Raw genomic sequence first — 12,411 nt, 5'->3', positions numbered from 1 at the left:
TGGCAGACTGCCGCTTGGCAGCGAGGCTGGTTCCGGGCCAGCATAAGCCGAAACATGTGCTGCAATCCACTGCCGGGAGCGAAAGACAATGACACGAACCGTTGCGGATCTTGCCAAGGCCCTAGTGAACGCCACCCTGATCCTGCTGGCGCTCTGCCTGTTCCTGGGATGGAAGCTGATGGCGGCGGCTGAGGCCGTCACCGCCAGTGCGTCGGAGATTACCAGCCGCGTCGCCCCGCTGCGGACCGCCGCCACCGGGCTGCAGGAGGAACTGGCCAGCCTGCGCGCCGCCCTGCAGGACCCGCCCGGCCGGGACGGCGCCGACAGGCTCTCAGCGGCCCGGCTGGAGCGGGTGGAGGAGCGCCTGAACCAGCTGCAAGCGAATCTCGCCGGGATCCGGCAGCTGCCGCTGCAGGCGGCGGAACAGGCCGCCCGCGCCGGTGCGGCAGAGCTTGCCGGCCGGATCATCCGCGCTGCGCCGATGCTGCGGGACGGCCGTGCCTGCCAGCCGACCGAAGGCTGATCCTGCCTCAGCCCTTGGCGGCGTATGCATCCAGCAGCGCGCCGAACTCCTCCATTGCGGGGAATTGCTCAAAGCTGTGGTCGGCCGCGACTTGGACGAAGGGAAGCCGTGCAGCGGTCCAGGTTTGAATGAACGGCCGGAACCAGCTGGTGTCTTCGAACATTACCGGACGCACGTTCACGAACGCCTCTACGCCTGTGATGCGGGTGAACATCCATGTCATGCACTCCGGGCAGCAGTAGTGCGCCAGGTCTTCGCCCTTGGCGCCGCCAACGGCCGGCGTGCCCTGCACCACCTCGAAGGCCTCCGCCGGAAACATTGCGGTCAGGGAAAACGCGCTGGCGCTCATCTTCTGGCAGCCGCGGCAGTGGCAGGCAGCGGTCAGCACCGGCGCGGCGGAAACCTCAATCACGGTAGCACCGCAGCGGCAGCTGCCGGTCATCTGAAAGTCTGCTGTGGTCACGGGGCGGTCCTCAATTGCTTATTTGGAAAACAAGGCCCCTCCCTGCCGCAGGCCGCCCAATGGCACAAGGGACCGGCCAAAAAAACGCCGCACCCGGACCCGGGCACGGCGCTGCAGATTTCTGCCGGAGCCGGCGTCAGCCAGCCGCTTGCACCTGCCGCACGGTCTCGCCGTAGCCGCCCGCCATGACATAGTCGAGCTCGGGCCCGGTGCTGGCGCGGTGCAGCGCCTCATTGCGGTAGGGAAAGCGGCCGAACTGGCGGATCACTTCGCGGTGCGCGCGGGCATGCAGCAGGTTGCTGCCGCCGCTCTCAGGCATCCGCTCCATCATCAGCCGGATGCAGCGTTCCTGATCGCACAGGTTCTCCGAATGCATCAGCGGCAGATAGAAGAACTGCCGTGCCGGCTCGTCGATCTTCATGTCCCACTTCTTGTTGATCGCGACCTTGGCCGCTGACAGCGACGCTTGGTCGGAGGCAAACGCCTTGCCCTCGCCGCGGAACATGTTGCGCGGGAACTGGTCCATCAGAATGATGTAGGCCAGCGTCCCGCTGGGGTAGGTTAGCCAGAAGGAGAATTTGCCCTCGCAGGCCTCCTGCCAGGTTTTCTGGAACTTCTTGCGGATCTCCTGATCCAGCGCGTCATCCTGCAGATACCATCCCTTCTCCCCGACCTCGTCGAGCCAGAATTCAAGTATCTCTTCGGGACCAGCCATCGGTCTTAACTCCAAGTTTTTCCTGACCCTGATTTCAGGCCATTTTACGTTGCCATTACAAGTAACCTTGGGTCACAAATTGCGACAGGCAAGACCTGGACGTGAAATAATCCTCACGAAAACGGCTAGTTAGCGCAATCAATTCTCCGCGGCGGCGGATTCCTGCTCCTCCAGTTCGGTCTCAATGGCGTATTCTTGGGCGAACTCCACCGCCACCGGCGAGGCGGTCGGCGACATCGCGGCATAGCTGCCGGTCTCCTCGACCGGGATCGAGGCGCGCTGGGTCGCGCGGTAGAGCGCATAGGCTGCCATCACGAACATCAGCGCGCCGATGAAGGTGAAGAAGCCCGCAGGCCCGAACACCGCGTCTTCCATCAGCCAGCCGGTGATCAGCGGCCCGGCGATGGCGCCCAGCCCGTTGATGAAGATCAGCCCGCCGGAAGCCGCGGCCATATCGTCATGCTCCAGGTAGTCATTGGTATAGGCGATCAGCAGCGAATAGAGCGGGTTCGACAGCCCGCCGATGAAGAAGGCCGCCACCAGCAGCATCTTGAATTCGACGCCGAACAAAAACCCGATAACCGCGCCGCTGCCGCCGGCCACCGCGGCGGCCAGGATCAGCACCCGGCGGTCCATACGGTCCGACAGCCAGCCCAGCGGGTATTGCAGGATCATCGCCCCGACATAGAAGGTGGAGACAAAGATCGACAGCTGCGTCAGTGTCAGACCGGCGGCCGAGCCGTAGACCGCGCTCATGCCGAACTGGGCGGAGAACACACCGCCCAGAAGGAACATACCGACGCAGCCCAGCGGCGAGGTTTCGAACAGCTTGCGCAGCGTCATCGGCTTGGTGGTGTCAAAGGCCGGTGTCGGCGAAATCGACAGCAGGATCGGGCCGAAGGAGACCGAAACCAGGATCGACGCGATGATGAAGGCTTCATAGCCCGCCGGGTCGCCGACCTGGATCAGCCCCTGCGCCGTAATGATGCCAATGGTCTGAACGATCATGTAAAGCGACAGCGCCTTGCCGCGGTTGGTATTGTCGGCGGCGTTGTTCAGCCAGCTTTCGGCGGTCACATACACGCCCGAGAAGCAGAACCCGATGATCATCCGCCCCAGCGCCCAAGCAACCGTGTTGGGCAGCAGCGGATAGAGGATCATCACCGCTGAAATGAAGGAGGCCAGAGCCGCAAAGACGCGCACATGGCCGACGCGGCGGATCATTTCCGGCGCCAGCCGGGAGCCGCCGAGGAAGCCGACGAAATAGGCCGCCATCACGATGGACATCTGGAAGGTCGAAAAGCCCTCAAGCTCGCCGCGGACACCCAGCATGGTGCCCTGCAGGCCGTTGCCCACCATCAGCAGGCAAACGCCCAACAGCAGCGCCCAAGCGCTCGACAGTACCTGAAGCATTCCGACGCCTCCTTTGAAAGCAAAGCAGCCCTCCACAAGGGACGGGCTGCCTCCACATTTGAATGTTATGTCCGGGCGATCAAGGCTCGCGTGGCCGCTATCGCTGATTCTGATTTCAGTTTCATGACCCGGCGCGCGCGTTCACGGATCATATCCGCGGCGCTTGTCTATGGATTTGCGCCGCTTTTCTGATGCGGTTCCGCCTTCGCCGGGATCAAAAGCGACGCATCGCCATAAGAAAAGAACCGGTAGCCGCTGCTGACCGCATGTTCGTAGATGCGCCGGATCTTCTCTTGCCCCATCAGGGCGGAGACAAGCATCAGCAGGGTCGATTTCGGCAGGTGGAAATTGGTCATCAGCGCATCGGCCACCTGGAACGCGAACCCGGGGTAGATAAAGATATCGGTGTCGCCTTCCCAAGCGTGGATCTGGCCGTCCTTCGCCGCGCTTTCGATCAGCCGCAGCGCAGTGGTGCCGACCGGGATGACCCGGCCGCCCGCCGCTTTGGTGGCGGCGATCTCCGACGCCGCTTCTTCGCTGACCTTGCCCCATTCCGCGTGCATCCGGTGGGTGGTCACATCCTCTACCTTGACCGGCAGAAAGGTGCCCGCGCCCACATGCAGGGTGACATAGCTGATCTCCACCCCGCGCGCCTTCAGCGCCTGCAGCAGCGGCTCGTCGAAGTGCAGCGAGGCGGTCGGCGCCGCCACCGCGCCTGAGTTGCGGGCCCAGACGGTTTGGTAATCCGTCTTGTCCTGATCATCGGCGGCGCGCTTCGCCGCGATATAGGGCGGCAGCGGCATCGCACCGGCCTCGGCCAGTGCGGCGTCGAAATCCGTGCCGCTGAGGTTAAATCGCAGGTGCCCCTGGCCCTCGGCAATCTCCTCCAGACTGGCGCTCAGGTCATCGGAGAAGATGATTTCCTCACCCGCCTTGATCTTCTTCAGGGGTTTCAGCAGCGCCGCCCAGGTGCCATCAGCCCGCGGCTCCAGCAGGGTCGCCTCGATCCTGGCCGCCACCGGCCCTTGCGCGCTGTCGCGGTGGCGCATCCCGCTGAGGCGCGCCGGGATCACCTTGGTGTCGTTCAGCACCAGCCGGTCGCCGGGCTGCAGCCACTGCACCAGATCGGTCACCTGCCCGTCGTGCAGGTTTCCGCCCTCGGCCACCAGCAGCCGGGCCGAGCTGCGCGGATTGGCAGGCCGGGTGGCAATCAGATCGTCGGGCAGGTCAAAGTCGAAATCGCTGAGTTTCATGGCGCGCGCTATAGGATGTGCTGCAGGGAAAATCTATGGCGATTTTCACCCCCAGCCAGTTTACTTGTTGGCCCCCGGCGGGGTTTGGACTTGCTCTTCTCCCTCCTCCAGGAGTTCCCCGTCGACGGAAAACGCTCTGTTGTCGCCGGGCACTTTCGGCGGCGGTCCTCGGAAGATCTCGCGCAGGAACCCCGGCGCCAGCCCCGCCAATGGGTTGACCGAGACAGAAGGATCGTCAGCGGTGCCCCGCAAGGTGAAAGTAAAGCCGAACAGCCCCTCGCCGTCCCTGGGGGACAGCACCCGCCCGATGGCATTGAGCAAATAGACCGGCGAGATCACCCCGCGCATGTTCAGGCGGCTGCTGTTCAGATCAAAGTTGCCGTCAAGCGACAGCCCCATAGACGGCCCCACAGCGCTGCTTTGATGCAGGATCAGATGGGAGCCGCCGAGCCGGAACCGCCCGTCCATGCTGGTGAACAAAATGCCCTGTCCCGTCATCTCATCAAGCAGCCCGACCAGGCTGATCGCATTCAGAATTGCCGCCATCGACGGCGCGTTGCGCACCCGGATATTGCGGACGCTGACCCGCCCGTCATATTCGCCGGGCCGCTCCGCCGGGACCAGCGTCATGTCGAAACTGCCGCCGCGGCCATGCTCGAACACGCCGGCAGAGCGGAACACGCCGCCGGCATCATTGGCCCGGATACGCGCCGCGGTGCCATTGTTCTGCGGCACCACGGTGCCGGCCACCGGCGTCTGACCGTTCAGCCGGGCGGTGAACTCCCCGTTCATGCCGCCGCCGGTGGAAAACCGGCCCTGAAAGCTTTGCAGCCCGATGCTGTCCGTGACCTGCAGATTCTGCAGACGCAGGCTGATCGGAACCGGCGCTCCGCTGCTGGCGCCACCGCCGCCGCTGCCGGAGCTTGCCGAAAACGGTGAGCGGTTCAGGTCCAGCCTGCCGCCGGTGACTTCAATCGCCGGTGCCGCGTTGCCGCGGCCGCGGAAGGTCACCGCGCCCTGAAACCAGTTGCCCACCCGCGCCGAGGAAAACACCGCCTCGTTCAGCCCGCCGCCCTCGCGGGTGGTCACGCGGCCCGTAGCGGCCAGCCCGGGCGCCTGCAGTTCCAGCCGCTCGACGGTTGCGGTCCCGCCCAGTTCCGCCGACAGCGACAGCTTCCCCGCCGCCGCTTCATTCTTGCGCCAGCCGATGTCCGCGATCCTGAGGCCAACGCCGGCCAGATCCAACTCCAGCTGCAGCTGCGGCGGTGCCCCGGGTTTCAGGTCCACTGCATAGCGGCCCTGCCCCGTACCGGAAACAGAGCCTCGCGGCAGGCCGATGTTGAAAGCCGAAACCGTTTCCGGCGACAGTTCGATAGTCCCCTCAACCCTGCTGTCCTGAGGGGCATCCTTGCCGACCTTCTGCCCCCAGCTGGCGGTCAGCGGCACGCCCGACAGGCTGCCGCTGCCGCTGATGCGCACCTCACCCTGGTTTCCTTCGATCTTCAGCAAGGGGGCCGCTGCGGTATGGCCCGGCACCAGCTTACTGGTCTCCACCGCCCGCGCCCCGCCGCGGTAATGGTACAGGATTTCCTCCGGCTGAACGCCTTTGCGCAGCGGCAGCGACAGCGTGCCCGTGGCCTCCACCTGCCCCTCCGCCAGATCGACCGGCAGCGAAGCCTTGTCCATTACTCTCAGGGGCTCACGGTTCAGCAGCGACAGCGCCGCAGTCACTGAGCCCCGCGCAGCAATCCGGGCAATACCGGGCGTGCCATCACGCACAGTCGTGTCCGGGATGATGAAGGATGTGCCGGTCACATCCACATCGCCGCCCTGATCCGCAGTGACCACCCCCTTGGACGCCGTGACGACAAAGCGGTTGCCGTAAAGGCTGAGCTGGCCTGCTGCGTCCCGCACCGGCGGCATGAACTTCTGAAACAGCACCTCGGCCTCTTCAAAGGCCAGGTCCAGGCTGACGAAGGGCTTGCCGCTGCCGCGCCCGCGCATGTGAAAGCCCACATCGCGCACCAGCCCCGCATGCAGGTTGTCGCGCACCCATTCGCGCGGTTTGGACGCCAGCGCCTCGGGCCACAGCTCCTTGACACGTGCTACGCCGACCTGGTCGACCCGCCCGTTCAGGTCGTAGTCCCAGCCCTCAGGCCCGGCGCCGATCTCACCGTCAAAATGGATCAGGCTGCCGCCGTCGCGCACCAGCATCTCGCCCAGCCGCAGCCGGAAGGGTTTGAGCCTGAGGTCGAAATCCGCATCCACCCCCGGAAACTTCACGGGCGCCTCGAACAGCCGCCGCGGGTTCAGTTCCAGATCGGTAAAGCGCAGCTGGCCGGTCAGCCCGGTAAGCTGGCCGTTCCGGATACCGGCAAGGCTGGCCTGCCCCTGCATCACACCGGAGCCCCAGCCGCTTTGCACGCTGAGTTCGGCGAACTCCAGAACCTCGCGTGCCGGATCATAAGTGAAATAGCTGCGCGCGCCGGTGATCGGCACCGGGCGGGTCTGGGCTTCCGGCTGGATCACCCCCTCGCCGATCCGCAGGCTGGCCTGCACCGGCTCAAGCGCGCCATCGCTGCGGACGCCGCCGCGCAAGGAGCCGGAAATCGGCGCCCGCAGCACCCCCAGCCAGCCAAGCGCCGGGCTTTGCAAGGCGATGTCCTCGCTGGCGATCTCTGAGACAAGAACCCCGAATTCGGCCTCCGGGCTGCCGATCTCCGAGGTATAGCTGGCTTCGACAGAGCCCACATCGCCGCGCCCGCTCAAAACAGAGAACACCGCCGAGGCCGACAGCGAACTGCCGCTTTTCTGCAGCCGGATCTGGCCGCCGTCCAGGGTCCAGGCACGGCCCAGGCGGTCATCGGTGTAGGACAGCGTCAGTTCGCTGGTCTCCACTCCCCGCAGCGCCGCCAGCACGGGCTTGTCCAGCTGGCTGTCCCACTGCTTGATCAGCTCCACCAAATTGCCCGCCTGCCGCGTTGGCAGCCCGCCGCTGGCAAAGCTCAGCGCCAGGGTGCCGTCCGGATTGCGCCGCAAAACCGCGAACAGGCCGCTGAGCGAGATCTGTTTGGGCTGGACCTGGCCGCGCAGCAGCGGCCGCATCGCCAGGCTCGCCTGGGCATCCGCCAGCTGGGCAAACACCGCGCCGTCCGGATGGCGCAGCACCACGTCCTTGAGGCTGACCCGCGGCCGCCAGCCCTTGTTCACGACCACATGGATGGCGCCGAATTCGATCTGCAACCCGTTCAGGTGCCGCTCGATCCGGGTTTCAACCCGCTGACGCACCCACTCCGGCGCGTCCAGCCGGGTGCCAAGACCGAAATAGATGGCGCCAGCGCTCAGGAAGCTCAGCAGCGCCAGCAGCCAGACGGCACCGCGCAGCAGCCGCCAGCGCAAGCGCCTCTGCGCGGGCGCCGCGAGGCCTGCGTCCGGGCCCGGCTCCGGGCCGCGCACAGGCACGGCCTCGGCCGCAGTGCCGTTATTCTCGCCGGCGGGTTTGATCTCAGCTTTCCCTTCGCTGCTCATGGGTTATGGTTGCGGCGCAGTGATTTGCGCAAATTACGGAGACAGGCCGATGCCCGACGTTTCAGATCCCGCCCCTTCCTTTACCCTGCCCCGCAGCGGCGGCGGAGAGGTCACATTGTCCAGCCTCAAGGGCGCGCCCGTGGTGCTGTTTTTCTACCCCCGCGATGATACTCCCGGCTGCACCAAAGAATCCATCGGCTTTTCAGAGGCTTTGCAGTCATTTGCCGATGCCGGGGCTCACGTGTTCGGGATCTCCAAGGACACGGTAGCCAAACACGATAAGTTCACTGCCAAACACGGGCTGACCGCGCCGCTTTTGTCCGATGCGGAGGGCACAGTGTGCGAGGATTACGGCGTCTGGAAGGAGAAGAACATGTACGGCAAGAAGTTCTGGGGGATCGAACGCTCGACCTTCCTGATCGATGCCGAGGGCCGGATCGCCCAGGCCTGGCGCAAGGTCAAGGTCGACGGCCACGTGGATGAGGTGCTGGCAGCCGTCCAGGCGCTTTGAGGCGCTTCCGCTCTCAGGCCTGGCGGGGCACTCCCGCCAGTTCGGCCCGCGCCCTGACGGGCGCAGCCCTCGCTGTTGGGCCCGGCGCCGCCCAAGCGGGCGGCGCGCACCGCGCGGCACGCGCGGTGCTAGGCCCAAGGCCGCCAGGGGGATCAGCCCGCTGATCCTCCGCGGGCGCGGGAGCGCTTCCGTTTCCGCTCTGGACTCCGCCGCCTGAATCAGGTGAACCCGGGCCAGCCGCTGCAACAGGAGACCCGCATGACCGATCAGCCCCTAACGCTCGCAGAACGCGCCGCCGAGGTGCTGAACACCGCGGACGGCCGGCAAAAGACAGCGCTGTCGCGCCGCCATGCAGCCGAGTGGTTCGCCTTCCGCAATGGCACCGGGCCGGACATCGCAATCGGCACCGCGTCACCGCCCATGCACCCGGCCCGGCCCGATAAGCCTGAGCTGCTGCATCCCCGCGACGTGCCCAAGCGCAAGCCGGGGTCAGAAGCGGGCCGCATCGCGCTGCTGCACGCCGTGGCCCATATCGAACTGAACGCCGTCGACCTGCACTGGGACATCATTGCCCGCTTTTCCCATGTGCCGATGCCGATGGGCTTCTTTGATGACTGGGTGAAGGCAGCGGATGAGGAATCCAAGCATTTCAACCTGATGTGCGACTGCCTTGAAGCGCTGGACAGCCACTACGGCGCCCTCCCGGCCCACGCCGGCATGTGGCGTGCGGCAGAGGACACGGCGGAGGACCTCATGGGCCGCCTGGCGGTGGTGCCGATGGTGCTGGAGGCGCGCGGGCTGGATGTCACCCCCGGCATGATCGAAATCTTCCGCAAGGCGCAGCTCACCCAGGCGGTTGACGCGCTGGAGGTGATCTATGCCGAGGAGGTCGGCCATGTCGCCTATGGCTCCAAGTGGTTCAACTTCCTTTGCGGCCGGGACAACCTGGACCCCAAAGAGGTCTTTCATGCGCTGGTGCGCAAATACTTCCACGGCGCCCTGAAACCGCCCTTCAACGAGGAAAAGCGCGCCGATGCCGGGCTGCCGCCGGATTTCTACTGGCCGCTGGCCGATCAGGCGCGGGACCTGCCGGGCCGCTGAGCCCCGGCGGCGCGCCTTGCCGGCCGCAGCCGCCTTTACCGGACTGCCGCAGCCGCCTAGACTGGGACATCTGGACAACCGGGTGATCCCATGTTCGAAAACGATTTCCCATTGCTGAGCACAGCAAGCCTCGTGGCCCTGATCCTGCACACGGCACGATCCGGCCCGGTGACGCTGGACAGCTGCGAAAAGGCGCTGAACGGCCTGTTCCGCCAGGCGAATGAAACACCCGGCCTGCCTCCTGACGATTTGCGCGAACGGCTGGCCGGCCATCTGTCGGACCTGGAAATCGCCGGTATCCTGGTTCCGGGAGAGGCGCTGCCGGGCGAGGCATCCAGCTGGCGCCTGACCAGCCGCGGCCATCAGGCCCTCGCCCGGCATCCAGAAGGGCTCGACCAGACCGACCTCGCCAAATACCCGGAGTTTGCCGCCCACTTGCGCGACACCGCCCACAAACCCTGCGGCATGGACCCGCGCGCGCACAGCTATGACGAGGGCTTCCGCGCCTGCATGGACGGTCAGCCCTTCACCGGCAACCCCTACGCCTTCGACACCGCCGACCACCAGGCCTGGGAAAGCGGCTGGACAGAAGCGCAGGAGGAACGGCGGAAAGGCCAGCCCGGCTGACCGGCCCGCCCCAGGCACGGCGCGCCCGCTGTCCGGGCCGGACCTTACACTCTGAAACTTCGGCAGGTTTCCGCCTATCCGCCCGCCCTGCCGGCACGATCCCCGTCCAGCGGGTCAACAGGCTTGCCCAATCCGCGCGCGCTGTCTATTCACTTCGCCCAAGGCACCGGATCCGCCCTGCGGCCGCGGTGCGGATCGGGACAGGGACGGAACAGGGAACGGACTTTGCGCACACGGCTCGCGATCAAAATACACGCCTTTCTGGAGCGCCGCTTCCCCGAGCGGCGGGTGTTCCTGAAATCCGACACTGACACGCGTTTCATCCGGCTGCGCTCGGAAACCCAACTGGCCGCGGTGGCCGGCATCACCCTGTTCGTCGCCTGGGCCATTGTCGCCACTGCCATCGTGCTGATGGACAGCATCGGCGCCGGCAACTTCCGCGAGCTGGCCAAACGCGATCAGCAGACCTACCGGGAGCGGCTGAACGCGATCTCGGCGGAGCGCGATGCCCGCGCCGAAGAAGCCCTGGCAGCACAGGAGCGGTTCAACGCCGCGCTGGCCCAGATCTCGATGATGCAATCTGAGCTGCTGGCCTCGGAAACCCGCCGCCGCGAGCTGGAAACCGGGATCGAAGTGATCCAGACCACCTTGCGCGACACCATGAGCGACCGCGACGGCGCCCGCAAAGCCCTGGCGCAACTCAAGGAAGAAACCCAGGACGAAAACGCCGCCCCGGCAGTCATGGCCAGCGCGGTAGAGCAGATGGACATGCTGGCGGGCGCCCTGACCGACACCGCGGCGGAACGCGACCGGATCATGGCCGACGCCCGGGACGCCATCGGCCAGCGCCAGGAGCTGGAGCTGGAACTGCAACTGATGGAGGAGCGCAACGGCCAGATCTTCCGCCAGCTGGAAGAAGCGGTCGCGGTCTCCATCACCCCGCTGGACAAGATGTTCCGCAATGCCGGCATGCCGCCCGACCGGATCCTCGAGCAGGTGCGGCGCGGCTACAACGGCCAGGGCGGTCCGCTCAGCCCTTTGGCGATGTCGACCCGGGGTGAGGAACCCGCGCCGGAGGAACTGCGCGCCAACAAGATCCTTGCCCGGCTGGACCAGCTGAACCTGTACCGGCTGGCGGCCCAGAAGGCGCCCTTTGCAACCCCTGTCAACCTGGGCCAGGTGCGCCAAAGCTCCGGCTTCGGCTACCGGCGCGACCCCAAGACCGGCGGCCGCCGCCTGCACAAAGGCTTTGATTTTGCAGGCCGCACCGGCACCGATATCTTTGCCACCGCGGATGGCGTCGTGACCCACGCGGGCTGGCAATCCGGCTACGGCCGCCTGGTGACGATCCGCCATGCATTCGGCATCGAAACAAGATACGCCCATAATTCGAAACTCCGCGTTAAGGCCGGCCAAAGGGTCTCGCGCGGGGATCACATTGCTGATATGGGTAACACCGGACGGTCCACCGGGACCCACCTCCACTATGAGGTGCGGGTCAACGGGCAACCTGTAAACCCCATGATCTATATCAAGGCTGCGAGAAATGTTTTCTAAGAGCAAAATCAACGAGCCCGGGCCGAAGCAGGCCGACGCAACCCCGGCTGCCCCTGCCTCTGCCGCTCCGGCTGCGCCGGCGGCCAGCGAGTACAAGGCCAGCGCGCCCAAGGCCAAGCCCGCCGCGTCGCTGCTGAGCTCGGATCTGCACATCACCGGCAACGTCAAAACCACCGGCGACATCCAGGTCGAAGGCACCGTCGAGGGCGACATCCGCGCGCACCTGCTGACCGTTGGCGAGACCGCCACCATCAAGGGCGAAGTCACCGCCGACGACGTGGTGATCAACGGCCGCATCGTCGGCCGCGTGCGCGGTCTCAAGGTGCGCCTGACCGCCACCGCCCGCGTCGAAGGCGACATCATCCACAAAACCATCGCCATCGAAAGCGGCGCCCATTTCGAAGGCTCCGTGCAGCGTCAGGACGACCCGCTGAACCCGGGCGGCCGCAAGGCGTCCCCGGTACCGGCTCCGGCCGCAGCGCCTGCCCCCTCGGCAGCGGTTCAGGCCGCAACCGCCGCGCACAAGGCCGATAACTGAACAGGCGAACGGCTGGCGTTCAGCACGGCCGGGTCTGACAGGGAAAAAGAAACGCTGCAGGGGAAACCTTGCGGCGTTTTTTTTCTTGCGGGGAACACTCGTAAAAGCTGCAAAAAAGCTACAGTAACCTGGCGGCAAGGTTTTCCTTGCCTTGAACATTCCTCCTTGCTCGGGCAACAGAC

The 12,411-nt window shown here is 65.8% G+C and carries 11 protein-coding genes; 6 read left to right on the top strand and 5 right to left on the bottom strand.

Going from position 1 to position 12,411, the window contains the following annotated elements; translation table 11 throughout:
- Positions 1-88 precede the first annotated feature (88 nt).
- A complete protein-coding gene (locus ACXAED_RS17635) occupies positions 89-523 on the top strand; it encodes a hypothetical protein (protein ID WP_475051874.1) in 435 nt (144 codons plus the stop codon).
- Positions 524-530: 7 nt separating this feature from the next.
- Here ACXAED_RS17635 and ACXAED_RS17630 read toward each other — a convergent pair whose 3' ends face one another.
- The 5 genes from ACXAED_RS17630 to ACXAED_RS17610 form a co-directional block, all read right to left on the bottom strand.
- A complete protein-coding gene (locus ACXAED_RS17630) occupies positions 531-986 on the bottom strand; it encodes a GFA family protein (RefSeq protein WP_475051871.1) in 456 nt (151 codons plus the stop codon).
- A 136-nt stretch (positions 987-1,122) separates the two neighbouring features.
- Complete coding sequence (locus tag ACXAED_RS17625) at positions 1,123-1,701, bottom strand: DUF924 family protein (protein ID WP_475051869.1); 579 nt, start codon at positions 1,699-1,701, stop codon at positions 1,123-1,125.
- A 138-nt stretch (positions 1,702-1,839) separates the two neighbouring features.
- Entirely contained in the window at positions 1,840-3,114 is a 1,275-nt protein-coding gene (locus ACXAED_RS17620; RefSeq protein WP_475051866.1) for an MFS transporter, read from the bottom strand.
- A 167-nt stretch (positions 3,115-3,281) separates the two neighbouring features.
- A complete protein-coding gene (gene queA, locus ACXAED_RS17615) occupies positions 3,282-4,367 on the bottom strand; it encodes a tRNA preQ1(34) S-adenosylmethionine ribosyltransferase-isomerase QueA (RefSeq protein WP_475051865.1) in 1,086 nt (361 codons plus the stop codon).
- Between the two features lie 60 nt (positions 4,368-4,427).
- Positions 4,428-7,895, bottom strand: a complete 3,468-nt coding sequence (locus ACXAED_RS17610) for a YhdP family protein (RefSeq protein WP_475051862.1) — start codon at positions 7,893-7,895, stop codon at positions 4,428-4,430.
- A 49-nt stretch (positions 7,896-7,944) separates the two neighbouring features.
- On the opposite strand from ACXAED_RS17610, the gene ACXAED_RS17605 reads away from it, so the two are divergent.
- The 5 genes from ACXAED_RS17605 to ACXAED_RS17585 all read left to right on the top strand — a co-directional run bounded on the left by ACXAED_RS17605 (position 7,945) and on the right by ACXAED_RS17585 (position 12,229).
- Positions 7,945-8,406, top strand: coding sequence for a peroxiredoxin (locus tag ACXAED_RS17605; protein WP_475051861.1), 462 nt, complete (start codon positions 7,945-7,947; stop codon positions 8,404-8,406).
- A gap of 258 nt (positions 8,407-8,664) precedes the next feature.
- Positions 8,665-9,507, top strand: coding sequence for a ferritin-like domain-containing protein (locus tag ACXAED_RS17600; RefSeq protein ID WP_475051859.1), 843 nt, complete (start codon positions 8,665-8,667; stop codon positions 9,505-9,507).
- Between the two features lie 90 nt (positions 9,508-9,597).
- Positions 9,598-10,134 (top strand): ribosome modulation factor, encoded by a 537-nt coding sequence (locus ACXAED_RS17595; protein WP_475051857.1) that lies wholly within the window; start codon positions 9,598-9,600, stop codon positions 10,132-10,134.
- Positions 10,135-10,359: 225 nt separating this feature from the next.
- A complete protein-coding gene (locus tag ACXAED_RS17590) occupies positions 10,360-11,691 on the top strand; it encodes a DUF5930 domain-containing protein (protein ID WP_475051855.1) in 1,332 nt (443 codons plus the stop codon).
- The gene (locus ACXAED_RS17585; RefSeq protein WP_475051852.1) at positions 11,681-12,229 is read left to right on the top strand and encodes a bactofilin family protein; all 549 of its coding nucleotides are present in this window, start codon (positions 11,681-11,683) and stop codon (positions 12,227-12,229) included. The genes ACXAED_RS17590 and ACXAED_RS17585 overlap by 11 nt, the downstream gene beginning before the upstream one ends.
- Positions 12,230-12,411 lie beyond the last annotated feature (182 nt).

This window comes from Leisingera sp. ABM4_103, assembly GCF_056158685.1.
The sequence above is the reverse complement of the archived record's forward strand: the minus strand, read 5'-3'. Positions and strand labels throughout refer to the sequence as shown.